Annotated in this window: 18 protein-coding genes; 3 read left to right on the forward strand and 15 right to left on the reverse strand. The window is 64.4% G+C overall.

The genetic code is table 11. The annotated features are described in order from the left end of the window. Positions 1-137 precede the first annotated feature (137 nt). The 3 genes from der (at position 138) to llg_RS21740 (ending at position 3,379) form a co-directional block, all read left to right on the forward strand. Positions 138-1,523, forward strand: a complete 1,386-nt coding sequence (gene der / locus llg_RS21730; RefSeq protein ID WP_338287168.1) for a ribosome biogenesis GTPase Der — start codon at positions 138-140, stop codon at positions 1,521-1,523. A gap of 36 nt (positions 1,524-1,559) precedes the next feature. After that, positions 1,560-2,309: a GxxExxY protein gene (locus tag llg_RS21735; protein ID WP_338287169.1), complete on the forward strand. Its 750-nt coding sequence runs from the start codon at positions 1,560-1,562 to the stop codon at positions 2,307-2,309. Positions 2,310-2,407: 98 nt separating this feature from the next. Next, positions 2,408-3,379, forward strand: a complete 972-nt coding sequence (locus tag llg_RS21740; protein ID WP_338287170.1) for an ABC transporter ATP-binding protein — start codon at positions 2,408-2,410, stop codon at positions 3,377-3,379. Between the two features lie 217 nt (positions 3,380-3,596). Here llg_RS21740 and llg_RS21745 read toward each other — a convergent pair whose 3' ends face one another. From llg_RS21745 to llg_RS21815, 15 genes are all read right to left on the reverse strand, one after another. Beyond that, entirely contained in the window at positions 3,597-3,908 is a 312-nt protein-coding gene (locus llg_RS21745; RefSeq protein ID WP_338287171.1) for a hypothetical protein, read from the reverse strand. Between the two features lie 54 nt (positions 3,909-3,962). Then, positions 3,963-4,520 carry an SOS response-associated peptidase family protein gene (locus llg_RS21750; protein ID WP_338287172.1) on the reverse strand — a complete coding sequence of 186 codons (558 nt, stop codon included), beginning with the start codon at positions 4,518-4,520 and terminating at the stop codon, positions 3,963-3,965. A gap of 159 nt (positions 4,521-4,679) precedes the next feature. Further along, a complete protein-coding gene (locus llg_RS21755; protein ID WP_338287173.1) occupies positions 4,680-5,414 on the reverse strand; it encodes a hypothetical protein in 735 nt (244 codons plus the stop codon). A gap of 240 nt (positions 5,415-5,654) precedes the next feature. Then, a complete protein-coding gene (locus tag llg_RS21760) occupies positions 5,655-6,002 on the reverse strand; it encodes a hypothetical protein (protein WP_338287174.1) in 348 nt (115 codons plus the stop codon). Between the two features lie 2 nt (positions 6,003-6,004). Continuing rightward, positions 6,005-6,283 (reverse strand): hypothetical protein, encoded by a 279-nt coding sequence (locus llg_RS21765; RefSeq protein ID WP_338287176.1) that lies wholly within the window; start codon positions 6,281-6,283, stop codon positions 6,005-6,007. 29 nt (positions 6,284-6,312) lie between these two features. Next, positions 6,313-6,864 carry a hypothetical protein gene (locus tag llg_RS21770; protein ID WP_338287177.1) on the reverse strand — a complete coding sequence of 184 codons (552 nt, stop codon included), beginning with the start codon at positions 6,862-6,864 and terminating at the stop codon, positions 6,313-6,315. Between the two features lie 100 nt (positions 6,865-6,964). After that, positions 6,965-7,228, reverse strand: coding sequence for a hypothetical protein (locus llg_RS21775; protein ID WP_338287178.1), 264 nt, complete (start codon positions 7,226-7,228; stop codon positions 6,965-6,967). A gap of 51 nt (positions 7,229-7,279) precedes the next feature. Then, positions 7,280-7,825 carry a host-nuclease inhibitor Gam family protein gene (locus llg_RS21780; RefSeq protein WP_338287179.1) on the reverse strand — a complete coding sequence of 182 codons (546 nt, stop codon included), beginning with the start codon at positions 7,823-7,825 and terminating at the stop codon, positions 7,280-7,282. A 29-nt stretch (positions 7,826-7,854) separates the two neighbouring features. Further along, positions 7,855-8,349 (reverse strand): hypothetical protein, encoded by a 495-nt coding sequence (locus llg_RS21785; protein ID WP_338287180.1) that lies wholly within the window; start codon positions 8,347-8,349, stop codon positions 7,855-7,857. Next, the gene (locus llg_RS21790) at positions 8,346-8,552 is read right to left on the reverse strand and encodes a hypothetical protein (RefSeq protein WP_338287181.1); all 207 of its coding nucleotides are present in this window, start codon (positions 8,550-8,552) and stop codon (positions 8,346-8,348) included. The genes llg_RS21785 and llg_RS21790 overlap by 4 nt, the downstream gene beginning before the upstream one ends. Beyond that, positions 8,549-8,767 (reverse strand): hypothetical protein, encoded by a 219-nt coding sequence (locus llg_RS21795; RefSeq protein WP_338287182.1) that lies wholly within the window; start codon positions 8,765-8,767, stop codon positions 8,549-8,551. Before llg_RS21795 ends, llg_RS21790 begins: the two co-directional genes overlap by 4 nt. Further along, positions 8,764-9,816 carry an ATP-binding protein gene (locus llg_RS21800; RefSeq protein WP_338287183.1) on the reverse strand — a complete coding sequence of 351 codons (1,053 nt, stop codon included), beginning with the start codon at positions 9,814-9,816 and terminating at the stop codon, positions 8,764-8,766. The genes llg_RS21795 and llg_RS21800 overlap by 4 nt, the downstream gene beginning before the upstream one ends. 26 nt (positions 9,817-9,842) lie before the next feature. Then, entirely contained in the window at positions 9,843-11,951 is a 2,109-nt protein-coding gene (locus tag llg_RS21805; protein WP_338287184.1) for a hypothetical protein, read from the reverse strand. 75 nt (positions 11,952-12,026) lie between these two features. After that, positions 12,027-12,197 (reverse strand): hypothetical protein, encoded by a 171-nt coding sequence (locus llg_RS21810; RefSeq protein ID WP_338287185.1) that lies wholly within the window; start codon positions 12,195-12,197, stop codon positions 12,027-12,029. 5 nt (positions 12,198-12,202) lie between these two features. Continuing rightward, the gene (locus llg_RS21815) at positions 12,203-12,973 is read right to left on the reverse strand and encodes a hypothetical protein (RefSeq protein WP_338287186.1); all 771 of its coding nucleotides are present in this window, start codon (positions 12,971-12,973) and stop codon (positions 12,203-12,205) included. Positions 12,974-12,975 lie beyond the last annotated feature (2 nt).

Below are 12,975 nucleotides of genomic sequence, written 5' to 3' on the forward strand. Positions count from 1 at the left end.
ACACCCCGCCGCGGCTCGCCCGTTTCTAGCAGCCACCTCTTTCATTCGTAAAGCCTTGGAACCCACTTACCTGCTCTTTCAGGCCTGAATTTCCTTTACACTTTCCCCAAAACCCCAAATCCGCCCATACTCCGCGCATGCCCACCGTCGCCATCGTCGGACGCCCGAACGTCGGGAAATCCGCGCTCTTCAACCGCCTCGCCGGGCGGAAAATCGCCATCGTCCACGACCAGCCGGGCGTCACGCGGGATCGCATTTCCGCCCCCTGCAAGGCGACTCCCACCCCCTGCACCATCATCGATACCGGCGGCATCGGCGCCTCCCTCGATGACGGCTTCGCCGACCAGGTCGCCATCGAGGCGGACATCGCCATGCAGACCGCGGACCTGATCCTCTTCATCGTCGATGCCCACGAAGGCCTCTCCCCGATCGACCAGGCGCTCGCCCAGAAGCTCCGCAAGGCCAAGCCGCCCGTGCGCCTCGTCCTGAACAAGGTCGACCACGAGAAGCACGAGAACGTCTTCGGTGACTTCGCCCGCCTCGGCCTCGGTGCCGGCATCCACGTCTCCGCCGAACACGGCCGCAACGTCGGCGCGCTGGTCGACGTCATCGAGGAAGTCATCGCCCCGCTCGCCAAGGAGGTCGAGGCCGAGGCCGAGGTCGCCCAGGCCGTCGGCATCAAGCTCGCCATCGTCGGCAAGCCCAACGCCGGCAAGTCCTCCCTCATCAACGCCATCCTCAAGGACGAGCGCACCATCGTCAGCGAAATCGCCGGCACCACCCGCGATGCCGTCGACCTCCCCTACCAGTTCGCCGGCGAAAACTTCACCCTCATCGACACCGCCGGCCTCCGCCCGCGCGGCAAGCGCGATTCCTCCGTCGAGGTCTTCTCCGCCATGCGCACCGAAAAGGCGATCCGCCGCAGCGACCTCTGCGTGCTCGTCATCGACCTCGCCGCCGGCATCTCCGCCATGGACCGGAAGATCGCCCAGCTCATCATGGAGGAGAAAAAGCCCTGCCTGATCGTGCTGAACAAGTTCGACCTCTACCACCCGGACGCTCCCCGCACCGCCCGCCTGGAGGAAGCCACCGAGCACGTCCGCCGCGAGCTGTTCTTCCTCGCCTACGCCCCCTTCGTGGCTACCTCCGCGAAGAAAGGCCAGGCCGTCGACCATGTCCTGAAGGAAGCGCTCAAGATCCGCGACAAGGCCCAGAACCTCCCCGGCACCGGCGTGCTCAACCGCATCCTGCACCAAGCCTTCGAACTGAACCCGCCCGGCAGCGACCGCAAGTCCGGCAAGCGCCTCAAGCTCTACTACGCCACCACCGCGCTGAACGAGAAATACAGCGTCATCCCGGTGCCCACCCTCGTCCTCTTCGTGAACGACAAGAAGCTCATGGCCACCAGCTACGAGCAGTACCTCACCAACCGCTACCGCGAGAAGCACCCCGCCCCCGGCATCCCCGTGGTCTTCTCCGTGCGCTCCCGCGACCGCCGGGACCTGAAGAAGGAAGACAGATGATTCTCCCCTGACATCCGAGAAACCAAACACACCCTGATGAAGAAACAGCCCATGAAGCCGACGCCTCCCACCAGGCCGACGCCTCCTGTGACCCAAGCCCTGCCCGGCAAACCCACTCCCCCTACCAGGCCCGCCCCGCCTCTCACCCAGAGGCTCACCCCGACGCCGACCGGCCCGCTGAAGCCCGGTCCGCCGTTGACCCAAAGGCTCACCCCGAAGCCAACCGGCCCCTTGAAGCCCGGTCGCCCACCCGCGACCCAGGCCCTCTCCGGCAAGCCGACTCCCACCGCACGACCGGCCTCCCCCGTGAACCAGGCCCTCCCCGGCATGGAGTCGCACCCGCTGCGGAAGAACCCGACTCCGACCCAGCCGCTCCCGGCGAAACAGAAGGCCACCGCGAAGCAGACTCCGAAAGCCGCGGAGACCCTGTATGAGGACGAAAGCCTCGCCCTGATGAGCTGCGCCGTCGAGGTCGCCCAGAATCTCGGCCCCGGCCTCCCGGACAAGATCTACGGCAACGCCCTGGCCCGTGAACTCGAGCTGCGCGGCATCCCGTTCATCCAGCAGATCCGCTACTCGGTCGACTACAAGGGCAAGATCGTGGGCGAATTCATCCCCGACCTGATCGCCTACGGAAAGATCATCATCGAAACCAAGATGATCGACCACATCACCGAGGTCGAAATCGAGCACGTGATGAACTACCTCCGCATCTCCGGGCACCGCCTCGCCCTCATCCTCAACTTCAAGAATTCGAGGTTCGAAACCCGTTGGGTCGCGCTCTGAGACAGGAATCCGGCTCCCCCCGATTCCCAAAAGACGACCGCCCCATCACCCTCTTCTCTTGATTCCGGGAGCTGGATTCGGGACGCTGGCCGCAGGCCATGCTTCTCGACGTAAAAAACCTATCCACCCGCTTCCACACCCGCAACGGCATCGTCCATGCCGTGGAAGACGTTTCCTTCTCCGTCGCGGCCGGCAAAACCCTCGGCATTGTCGGTGAGTCCGGCTCGGGGAAATCCGTCACCTGCTACTCGCTGCTCGGCCTGATCCCGCAGCCTCCCGGCCGCATCCACTCCGGCACCGCCCTGTTCGATGGCATCGACCTGCTCAAGGCCTCCGAGAAGCAGCTCCAGAAGATCCGCGGCAAGCGCATCTCGATGATCTTCCAGGACCCCATGACCTCGCTGAACCCCTACATGAAGGTCAGCGACCAGCTCATGGAACCGCTCGCCCTCCACGAAGGACTCAAGGGCAAGGCCGCGCTCGACCGCGCCATCCAATCGCTCGCCGAAGTCGGCATCCACGATCCCGAAAAGCGCGTCCACAGCTACCCGCACGAATTCTCCGGCGGCATGCGCCAGCGCGTGATGATCGCCATGGCCCTCATCACCCGCCCGGAACTGCTGATCTGCGATGAACCCACCACCGCGCTCGATGTGACCGTGCAGAAGCAGGTCCTCGACCTCATCCGCGAGCGCCAGCGCGACCTCGGCACCGCCGTCATCTTCATCACCCACGACCTCGCCGTGGTTTCGGAAATGTGCGACCACATCAACGTGATGTACGCCGGCCGCGTCGTCGAAAGCGCCAGCAAGGAAGATCTCTTCCGCCACCCGCGCCACGCCTACACCCGCAGCCTGCTCAAATCGATCCCGGCCTCCCACCCGAAGGGCGACCCGCTCTACACCATCGCCGGCCTGCCGCCCGATCTCACCCGCCCGCCGCTCGGCTGCGCCTTCCAACCGCGCAACCGCATCGGCAAGCCCGAGCTCTGCCTCACCGACCGCCACCCCGCCCTCTCCGAAATCACCCCCGGCCACTTCGTCCAGAACTGCCCCGGGTGTTTGGCTTGAAGAAGTAGCACAAGTTTCCAACTTGTGAATGGGAGCGGTTCACTGTCTGATCCCTGCCATGGGAGTTGAGAAATCCGAAAAAGGCCGAAAAGGCCGAAAAACCCCGAAAAATGGGGCTTTCCAGGGCCATCACCCCGAAAAACCCCTTTTGAGAAAAAACCGGCCCGAAAACCCCGGTTTGCCACCGAAATGAGAAAAACGAACGCGGGTTCGCTTCTCAGTGGCCAGGCGCTTGCAACGGCCTTGCAGAGGGGTGGCCGGGCGGGTGCAAAACCCGAATCAGGATGGGTTCCGCATCCTCGGAATCGTCGAAGTAGGACACGGCGTGGGTGTGGGTCAACCAGGCCACGGCCTCCAATGCGGCCCTATTCCCCTGGATATTGATCTCCGATCGGTTCGCGAGGGCGGCGGCGGCCAGCATCTGGTCGACCTTGCCGTCCTGCCTGGCTTCCAGGTGCGCCAGCAGTCGTTCGTAATCCTCGGCAGGCAGCGAAATCTCCATAGGTTCGGCATCGTGGAGGTGGATCATCCGGGCCGTCAAACCGGGATTTCAGCCAATGCCGGGGGCCGCTCCTCCTGAAAATCAGAGTCCGGGAAGTGTTGGTCCATCCGGGGAATTCCGGTCCGCTTCCTGTCGAAGCCTCCAAGCCAAGTGGGAGTGGTTGCGTTCCTGGATGTCCTGGAGGCTTTGCCTATTTGCCGCTTCCTGTTCCTTGGCAAGGTGCAGTTTCGTGCGGTTGGGTAGGTTCCCCCCGTTGATCCAAGGCTCCATCTCCCTCCAGTCGGCGAACGCGCACGGCTGGCGGTCGTTCATGCCGTCCAGCAAGGATGATGCCGGTTCGGTCAGCATCGCGGCGAACAGACGCTTTTCCGGACCGATTTCCCACAGGCCTGGAACGTAGAACCCACTCGTCACCACCGGGCGCTTGGCGTAGATCCGCCACTTCTGCCCGGTGGTCTTGTCGGTTTCGTAGTAATCGCTCACCAGGAAGAGGCAGCGAGAAGCCTGAGCCCACATGCCCGTCCCGACCTTCTCGGCCCGCGCATTGTAGATGGTGGGGTTGAAATCCCGGCTCCATCCCCATCGCATGGGCACCGCGACAGGCACCCGCATGCGGCCGATGGCGATCACCAAGGCCATCTCAGACGGCCTCACCAAATCGGCTTCCGGAGCAGCCTGGTGCGACAAATAGGACTCGCGGGCAGTGTTCGGAATGGTGGCCTGGTGGGAGTTTCGGCGGCTCCTGAACAGATTGCACATGGCCCCAAATTGGACCATGGCCAGCCCTCCGGCAAATACTCAGAACGGAACGTCGCGGGGGGCGAGGTCGCCCGGATCGGCGGGCTGGACGGGCTTGCGGCGCTGGCTCTTGTTCCGGTTTTCGGGGCTTCCCTTGCCCTCGCGGGCGGTGATCCGGTTGCGGATGGTGTGGTGGAGCTGCTCCAGTTGGGGCGCGGTCAGGAGTTCCTTCAGGCGTTCGAACCGGCATTTCTGGATGCCGAATTTCTGAGCCGCCACGAACACCACGTAGCCCTCCTGGATCGGGCCGCCGTTGGCCTTGATGCTGTGCCAGGAGGCGGCGTAGGCGGGCGACTGCGGTTCCACCGGCTCGGCGGCCAGCTCGGCGTGCAGGCGGAGATCGGTGGCGATGATGGCCAGCCACTTCTCGCGCTCCTCGTGGGTGTCCTGGACGTCGCCGTGGTCGCGGACCTTGCCGGTCTTGAGACCGTAGGGCAGGGCTTCCTCCTCCCGGCCCGCGAGGACGAGGAAGTGAACCATGAGATCGCGGAAATGCAGGCCGTCGCAGGCGCTGATGCCGGGGCGCTTCACGGCCGCCATCACCTCAGCGTGACGCCACTGTTCGAACGTCACACCATCCTCGATGTTGCCGACATGCTTCTGGAGGTCGAATGCCTGGCGGGCCGTGATCGCGATCTTTTGGCGCGTCTGCGGCTTGAGGTTGCCCTGGCGCTTCGGGGCTTTCTTTGCGGCCTTCTTCGCCGGGGCGCGGCCGGTGGTTTTATCGGTTTTCATGGCTGGGAGGGATGCGCACGGGGCGCGGTGGATGGGGTTTAAAAACTAGGGAAGGATTCGCGCATGGGCGCAGAAATCACCGAAGGAGTCCGGAGGGCGGAAGCCCTGCCGGGCGGGGAGAAAAATGCATTAAAAACTAAGGGCTAATGGAGGCCGTATGACACTTGCAGCACACATCTACGCCATCCTTACCATCGTGATCGCCCTTGCCTCTCTCATCGTCATGATCCGCAAATGACATCAGGAGGAAGCCCACAGCCCGCACGCCGGGCACTGTCCGCCTTTTGGGGTGTCCGTGCCGCAGGCCGAGCAGGGCTTGGCGTTTTTGATGGGAGCCGGAAGGCCAATCAGCCGGAGCCGTGGCTCATAGGGCTGGTTGGTTTCCAGCTTCAGTTCGGTGTCACTGCGATACTCCGACTTATAAGGCATGTAGTAGGAGCCTGAATCATCACACTCCCATTGGACCCGTTCCATGGAGCCGAGCAGCTCGATTGCCTTGGTGGCCTTGGGCAAGCTTTCGAAGGCAAAGGACAGGTGGCCGAAAGTGACAATGTGGACGGACTTCGATGCGTTGGTTTTTCGGGCCATGGTCAGATCAGGTTGCCGGTGGTGTCCTCGCCCTTGGTGCGGGTTTCGGGGGTGGCGTTGCGGAGGTTGAAGTGGCGGGCCTGGGCTTCGATCTTCGCGAGGTAGATCCGGCCGGTGCCGCGATCGATGACGACTCGGCGGTAGAGGAGTTTGTGCAGGCCGTCGTAATCGATCGTGCCTTCGGTTTTCTTGCGGTCCTTCACGACTGCGACCTTCACGGTCCAGGGATCTGCCTCGTCCTCAAAGAGGGGCTGTTGTTTGGGCTTTCGCTTCGCACTCATGACTGGCGGTGTTTGGTGGAGGCTGGGGGTTATGGGCGGCCGCCGCGTTTGACGGCGGCGGTGAGGCTCTTGATGTCGGCCACGGTGGCGGTTTCGTGGGGCTCGGCGGGAGCGGGTTCCGGCTTCGGTGCCGGGCGGTAGCGGGAGGCGGCCTGCTCGATCTCCGGCGGGTCGATCCACATGCGGTCCTTGATCCAGCGGGCGAGACCGCGGATGTAGGCGCCGCCGTCCTTCTTCCACTGCTCGCACTGGCACCAGGCGGCGAGGGCCGCGAGGATGGTTGCCTGGGTGGGTCGTTCCTTCACGGGGACCGCGAGCCAGGCCACCTCCACCTCGTGCTTGGAATTACGCTGGCGGGCCATCTTCGGGGCGGCCTTCCAGAGCGCGGCGAGCAGGGCCTTGTCTTCGTCGGTGAGCTTGCCCTTCGACTTGCGCTTGAGCAGCTCGATCGCTTGCTCGCAATCGTCGACGACGATCAAGCAAAGGGCGGCTTGGTCCCACTCGCTGGCGCGGGTGTGGATCTTCTCGTTGTGAGCGTGGAGATCGCGCTGGGCTTCGAGAATGGCGATGGCGTGTTTCATCGGGGAAAGTGGGGAGTGATCAGAAAGGAACCGGTGGCGGGCGGCCCGCTGCTTGCAGTCAGCGGCACGGGTGCAACCGTGGCCCGCCACCGGAGAGGGGTTAGGAGGCGTGGACTTGTTCGATGAGCTCTTCGGCTTCACGAAGGGACTCGATGGGCCACTCTGGGTCTTCGATCTCAAAGTGGCGCATGTAGTTCACCAGGTGCTCCAGGGCGGACAGAAGCCGGGGATGCTCCTCGGCCTTCCTTTCGAGTTCGGAAAGGCTGACGCCTGCCCGGGCAAGGTGGCTGGAACCAAGGGCGAGGTTGATGTCGTGCATCACGTCGTCCTGACTCTCCACTGATAGGTCGGATTGAGCGGGCATAGGTGGGTTTGGTTAGAGGCGAAGAACGGACAGGAATGTCCTCGCTCCCAGTTAGACTTCGTCGTCGGTGGCGGTCTTGATGCGGTTCGCGTCGTCGCTCTTGGATTCGATGAAGAACGATTCCTTGGTGTCGACCCGCAGGCCGAGTTCGGCGAGCTGGGCCTCGGTGAGCTTCGCGCCCTTGAGCTTCTCCTTGTCGATCTCCTCGACGACGCGGACGTATTCCGTGAGGCCGCGATCCTTGAGGCGGGCGAGCACCGTTTCCCAGGTGTGGTTCTTGTTGAGCAGGCACAGGGCGGGCGTGCCCTCGCGGATGCCGAAGCGTGCCAGGGCGGACGCGGCCGACTTGAGCTTGCCGAAGAGCGAGGCCTTCTTCGCCTTGCAGTAGGTGGCGCAGAGGTTGGTGAGCGCCTTGATCAGCGTGCCCTTTTCCTCAATCTGCGCATCGTGCTTGGTGCGGACCTTCTGAAGGTCGATGTCGCGGGCGGCTTCAAGGCCCCGCTTCTCGGCTTCCAGCACCGCGACCTTGTCGACGGTGGCGTGAAGGTCTTCGGTGGTTTCGATCGCGGGCAGTTTGGATGGTTTCGATTTGGCCATGGTGGTGGGTGGTTTGCGTTGGAGGTGGGTTATTCGACCGGCGGGCATTCGCCGGGGTATGGGGGAAGGTCGGTCCAGTGGGTGACGGGCGACTGGAACGGGAGGCCGCAGAGGGACAGCCAGCCGTCGCGCTCATCGAAGTAGCCCGAGTTGATGTCGCCGCCGGAGAAGACCAGGACGTGCCCTTCGGGCTTGCTGGTGGCAGCGTCGTTCCAGATGTCCGGGCCGCCGCCGTCCATCGCGAGATCCATGAGGAACCACGCTTGGATCTGGCGGGCGTAATCGCGGAGGCGCTCGACGATCGGGACGCCGGCCGATTGCTGGGCCTTCATGTTGCCTGCGACCACGTCGAGATACTCGGCGATCTCATCGGCCATCTTCGCGCCATCGGACGAGGAACTGGCCAGGACGGCACCGAGGGAATCGCCCTCGGCGAGTTGGTGGAGGTCGGCGGCCTGGGCGAGCATCTCGGCGACCTGTTGTTCGTCGATGATGTCCGGGATGACGGGGCGTGGAGCGATCATGGCTTCGTTTGCTGGGCTTCGAGCTGGCTGCGGAGATCGCCCAGGGCGGCGAGGCTCCGGCCGATGTGGGCTTCGGTGCGGCGGATGGATGCGATGGTCTTGTCCTTCTCACGGCCCAGCAGATGGGCGTGCGTTTCGAGGGTTTCCGACCAGGCGTCGAACAAGGCCGATGCGGCGGCGGTGGTGGGTAGATCGGTTTTCATCGGTCGAGGGATTCGCGGATTTCGCGGAGGGCGGCGCGGGTGTCCTCCCGTTCGTGATCGGGGCGGGGCTTCGCGTTGAGGTGCTGCTGGTGTCTCCAGCCGCGATACCATTCCTGGCGGTCGTGGCCGGAGACGCGGGCGTCATCGAAGTGACAGGGCTTGCCCTCGGTGAAGGCGTCCCGCCCGCGATCGAACCAAAGGACTTTGCGGCTCATTTGGCGGCGGTGGAGAGGGTGGCCAGGTTGTCGAAGGCCTCGACGAAGTGCGCCCAGGTGTAGGTCTCATTGCGGCGCTTGGCGCGGCGGGCACCGCTGCGGAGGTGGACGTTGAACTTGCGGAGGCCGTGCGCGTCCACGAGGTCTTTGACGATCTCGGCGGCGTCCGGCTCAGCCGCTCCAGGTGTGGCCAGGCCGAAGTGTTTCAGCATCGCCTCGTAGTCCTTGCGGGTGGACTTCCCGGGCAGGCGGAACTCGTAGCCCCGGTCCAGGAGCTGGCTGAGGATCTCCTTCTGCGTGCCGGTCTTGAACTCGCTGATCATCCGCTCGGTGCCGATCAGGGCCATGCCGCAGCCGGAGCGGTCGTAGATCTCGCGGAGGAACTCGCAGCAGTTCGCGGCCATGTCCGGGCGCATCGTGGCGAACAGCTCGTGCAGCTCATCGACGATCAGGAGCCGCTGGCCAGCGGACAGCACGCCGACGATCTTCTCGCGGACGGTGAACTGGTTCTGGTTCTTCACCGTGACGCCGAGCGAGCGGGCCACGTGGTGGACGAACTGCGGGAAGGTGCAGCGGGCCAGGCAGCGGACGTAGACCGTCTTGCCATGGTTGTTCAGGCGGCGGTATTCCTCGGCCACGGTGGTCTTGCCGATCCCCTTCTCTCCCCACAGCAGGCCGACAAGGTTCAGCTCGCGGAGTTCGTCGAAGATCTCGAACATGCGCTTGGCCAGCGCCGTCATCGTGAAATCCGGATTGGCGACGGTGCCCTTGAAGGCCACCCGGCTGTTTTCGAGGCGATCGCACACGTTGCCGATGTTGCCTTCGTAAACGCCACGGAAGACGCGGGTCAGCGTGGTGGAGTGTTCGCCGCTGTGCTTGGCGAGCTGGCGGAGCGTCCAGCTCTCCTCCTTGGCGAGGTAGTACCAGAAGCGCAGGGTCTCCTGCTGCTCCTCATCGAGCGCCTTGATGACGAGTTCGAATTGATCGGGAGCGATGCCGTAGTTGGTTCCGGCGTGGGGGCTTCTAACGGTGGAGTCTTGTTCTTTCATGGGGTGGCGGTGTGAGAGGTGGGGAATCAGTCGTCGAGGGAGGCGAAGGGGTCGTGGATCACGGGCGCGGGTGGGGCCGGTTGCGGGCCGGGCTCGGCGTCCCAATCGCGCTCGCTGCCACGGCCCTGCAGGCGGTTTGCAGCAGCGGTGCGGTGGCCTTTCTTCCCGGCCTCGGTGCGGGCGGCGGCGATCTCTTCCGGGGTCACCGGCTTGCCGCTCACGACGCGGGCATTGTGGGCGCGGAGGTCTTGCGCCTCCTGCACCACCTCGGTGTGGATGATGCGGCTCGGCTCCAGGATGTCGGCGACGCGCTCGTGTTTCTCGATCGCGGCCTCGCGGAGGTCGTTGCTGCGGATCTCCGGGCGGGACTCGAAAGGCGCGGCGGAACCGAAGGCATCGGGATCGATGGGCAGCACCTTCTTGAAGAGCGGCACCTCGCCGAGCGGGCGGCCCTTGGCATCCATCACGAAGGCCGTGGCGCTGTTGTAGGGATTGGCGAACATGCTCACCTTCTCGCCGTGCGCGATCTCGCCACGGCTGCGGAGGAAGCGGGATTTGTAGATGAGCGGCTCGGCGGAAATGTCCTTGTCCTCGAATTCCAGGAAGCCGCGTTTGCAGGTCACCTCGCGGGCCAGATCGCCGCCGATGATCTCGCAGTAGACGGAGGCGGGAAGCGGCAGGAACGACTTGCGGGCCGGTTCGTGGATCTCGATCGGGCTGAGGTTGCGGCGGCGGCTCCAGTCCTGCGGAGCCGCATTCGCGCTGTGGCGGATGATGGCCTGCGAGGCTTCCGGCAGTCCGAGGAAGGCCTGCTCGTTGAGGAACAGCCCGCTGCCAGGAAGCGCGGTGTATTCGGTGATGACGTGGCCGAGCGCTTCCCAGTCCTGAAGCTCGTGATCGGTGCGGGCGTTCAGCCCGTGCTGGTAGTAGTCGGTGACGAGCGGCCAGAACTGGGTGTGGAAGTCGAGGGCGGGCAGCTTGAGCTGGTCGAGGCGCTCCGGGAATTTCTTCAACACATCGCGGACGATGCGGGAGATGTAGGCGAGCTGCCGATCGGTCGTGACGGGGCGGTGGTCGCTGTCCAGGCCGGTCTGGAGCAACAGGTGCCCGAGGTCGTTGTGGATGAGGCTGTGCACCACTTCCAGCGCGGCCTTGGCGCGGAAGTTGCCGCCCTCGCTGCCGCTCCAGAATCCGCACAGCGCGGCCTGCTTGCCTTCGATCGGCTGGCGCTCCACGCGGATCATGCCGCCGGTGGCATCGTAGAGGATGCGCTCGATGTCCTCGCTGATCGCGGCGGTGCCGTGCTCCGCCATATACATCGTGCCGCGTGGCGAGTAGCCGAAGTTCCAGAGATCCCCCGCCAGGTAGAAGCGCATCTCGCGCATCTTGAGGTTTTCGAATCCGGAGCCGTCTTCCTTCCGCATGCGCGGCTTCGCGCCGTAGTTGTAGCGGCAGGCGCTGAACAGATCGAGCGAGCCGAGTTCCAGCACGCGGGTCAGCTCGCGCTTGCGGCCGACGGTGACGAAGTTGTCGTGCCACACGTCGTCCAGTTGCCGGACGGCTCCCGGCCACAGGCCGACGCGGGTGGTGAGCACGGTGGGCAGGAAGGGATTCGTCTTGCTGCTGGTGCCAATGCGGATCGAGCGGCGGCGCGCCTGGTTCGTCTCCTCCTGGACAATCGCGTAGAGGCGTCGGTCGCTCCACCCTTCCGGCAGTTCCGGCCATCCCACCCAATCCTCGTAGCCGGGGATCGTCTTCGCCCGGGTCTTCCAATCCTGACGCAGCTTGCGGAAGGCGGCGCGGCCGTTGCGCTGGTGTTTCTCGAAACGGCGGGCCAGTTCGGCCCGGAACACCGGCAGGCTGGTGCGGGCCATTTCCGCCGGGGTCACCATGCGGCGGCTGTCCACCAGCACCTTCCAGTCCCCGCCGCTGTTACGAAGATCATCGTATTTCCGGCGGGCGGTGCTGTAGGAGATGCCGAGGCGCTGGGCCATCTCCTGAAGCCACTTCGTGACGCCGCGCTTCGGGGCCTCCGCGAGTTCACGCAGCCAGGCGCGGACGAGCGGCCGGTGATCGAGGGGCACGTCCTCCCAATCCTGGGAAGCGTAGTCGGGGTGAACGATGGTGAGGTGCATGGGTGAAGAGTTTGCTGGTTTTCAGTTGGCAGTTTTCAGCAAGACGGAGAGTGCCGAGTCAGCAGTGATTAGTGATCAGCGGAGGAATGGGGCGAAGATCACCACGATGCAGAACACGATCTGCACGACGCAGGCGGCATAGGTGGCGATCGCCAGCCAGACGTGACGGGGGCCGAACTCGACCACGTGGCAGAAACGGAACTGCAACAGGGCGGCGGCGAGCAGGAGATGGGGTGTCAGGTCCATGGCGGTCACTTGATCCGGGTTTTGACCTGGTCGTGTTGGGACTTCAGGAACTCGGCGGCTCCCTTGAGATCGGCCTGCGGGAGGTCGTCGAGCTGGCCGAGGGACACGGCCTTGTGCCATCGCTCGATCAGGCCGTTGAAGGCGTGGCGGGCTTCCTCGATCCGCTGCTGCTTCTCCTGAGCCTTGGTAAGCGGCGCGGGGGTTGCGGTCTCCTCTTCCTCCTCGGGCTCGTCCTCGTCGTCCCCGGCGATGTAGGTGATCGCGGTGGAGGGCTTCGGGATCTGGCGCTTCTTGCCGACGCCCCACTCCACGGCGAGCTGCTGGAGCGTCTCGCCATCGGCCTTTTTCGAAACGGCGGTGCTCAGGGTCTTGAGCTGGCCTTCCTCCCACTCGGTCATCGGCTGCTCGAAGGGCAGTCCCTGCAATTCGGGCAGATGCTTTTTAGAGGCCTTGGCCATGTCCATCAGCCGTTGACCCCAGCGGATGGAGAAGTCGAAAACCGGCTCGTCCGCGCCCTTGAATCCGTCGAAAAGCGCTTCCCACTTGCCATGCTTGGTCTGCTTTTTCAGGTCGAGCAGGGCGTGCCCGGCCATGATCAGGTGGGCGCAGGATTGGCGGTGGTGGTGCTGCGCGGCCTGCCAATGGTGGTTGATGGCGGCGGCTCCGGTGGCGGCCAAAAACGAACTCGTGTTCGTTTTTGCCAGCGTTCCGGCCGGGGGCAGCACCTCCATGTCGATGACTTTGGGGGCGTTCTTGGGAGTCTTCTTGGATGGCATGG

This window comes from Luteolibacter sp. LG18, from assembly GCF_036322585.1.
Lineage (GTDB): Bacteria > Verrucomicrobiota > Verrucomicrobiia > Verrucomicrobiales > Akkermansiaceae > Luteolibacter.

What these genes read in the sequence shown, in the direction of transcription:
- der (WP_338287168.1), top strand. Translation starts at nt 138, where the DNA reads ATGCCCACCGTCGCCATCGTCGGACGCCCGAACGTCGGGAAATCCGCG.
- llg_RS21735 (WP_338287169.1), top strand. Translation starts at nt 1,560, where the DNA reads ATGAAGAAACAGCCCATGAAGCCGACGCCTCCCACCAGGCCGACGCCT.
- llg_RS21740 (WP_338287170.1), top strand. Translation starts at nt 2,408, where the DNA reads ATGCTTCTCGACGTAAAAAACCTATCCACCCGCTTCCACACCCGCAAC.
- llg_RS21745 (WP_338287171.1), bottom strand. Translation starts at nt 3,908, where the DNA reads ATGATCCACCTCCACGATGCCGAACCTATGGAGATTTCGCTGCCTGCC.
- llg_RS21750 (WP_338287172.1), bottom strand. Translation starts at nt 4,520, where the DNA reads ATGGCCTTGGTGATCGCCATCGGCCGCATGCGGGTGCCTGTCGCGGTG.
- llg_RS21755 (WP_338287173.1), bottom strand. Translation starts at nt 5,414, where the DNA reads ATGAAAACCGATAAAACCACCGGCCGCGCCCCGGCGAAGAAGGCCGCA.
- llg_RS21760 (WP_338287174.1), bottom strand. Translation starts at nt 6,002, where the DNA reads ATGGCCCGAAAAACCAACGCATCGAAGTCCGTCCACATTGTCACTTTC.
- llg_RS21765 (WP_338287176.1), bottom strand. Translation starts at nt 6,283, where the DNA reads ATGAGTGCGAAGCGAAAGCCCAAACAACAGCCCCTCTTTGAGGACGAG.
- llg_RS21770 (WP_338287177.1), bottom strand. Translation starts at nt 6,864, where the DNA reads ATGAAACACGCCATCGCCATTCTCGAAGCCCAGCGCGATCTCCACGCT.
- llg_RS21775 (WP_338287178.1), bottom strand. Translation starts at nt 7,228, where the DNA reads ATGCCCGCTCAATCCGACCTATCAGTGGAGAGTCAGGACGACGTGATG.
- llg_RS21780 (WP_338287179.1), bottom strand. Translation starts at nt 7,825, where the DNA reads ATGGCCAAATCGAAACCATCCAAACTGCCCGCGATCGAAACCACCGAA.
- llg_RS21785 (WP_338287180.1), bottom strand. Translation starts at nt 8,349, where the DNA reads ATGATCGCTCCACGCCCCGTCATCCCGGACATCATCGACGAACAACAG.
- llg_RS21790 (WP_338287181.1), bottom strand. Translation starts at nt 8,552, where the DNA reads ATGAAAACCGATCTACCCACCACCGCCGCCGCATCGGCCTTGTTCGAC.
- llg_RS21795 (WP_338287182.1), bottom strand. Translation starts at nt 8,767, where the DNA reads ATGAGCCGCAAAGTCCTTTGGTTCGATCGCGGGCGGGACGCCTTCACC.
- llg_RS21800 (WP_338287183.1), bottom strand. Translation starts at nt 9,816, where the DNA reads ATGAAAGAACAAGACTCCACCGTTAGAAGCCCCCACGCCGGAACCAAC.
- llg_RS21805 (WP_338287184.1), bottom strand. Translation starts at nt 11,951, where the DNA reads ATGCACCTCACCATCGTTCACCCCGACTACGCTTCCCAGGATTGGGAG.
- llg_RS21810 (WP_338287185.1), bottom strand. Translation starts at nt 12,197, where the DNA reads ATGGACCTGACACCCCATCTCCTGCTCGCCGCCGCCCTGTTGCAGTTC.
- llg_RS21815 (WP_338287186.1), bottom strand. Translation starts at nt 12,973, where the DNA reads ATGCCATCCAAGAAGACTCCCAAGAACGCCCCCAAAGTCATCGACATG.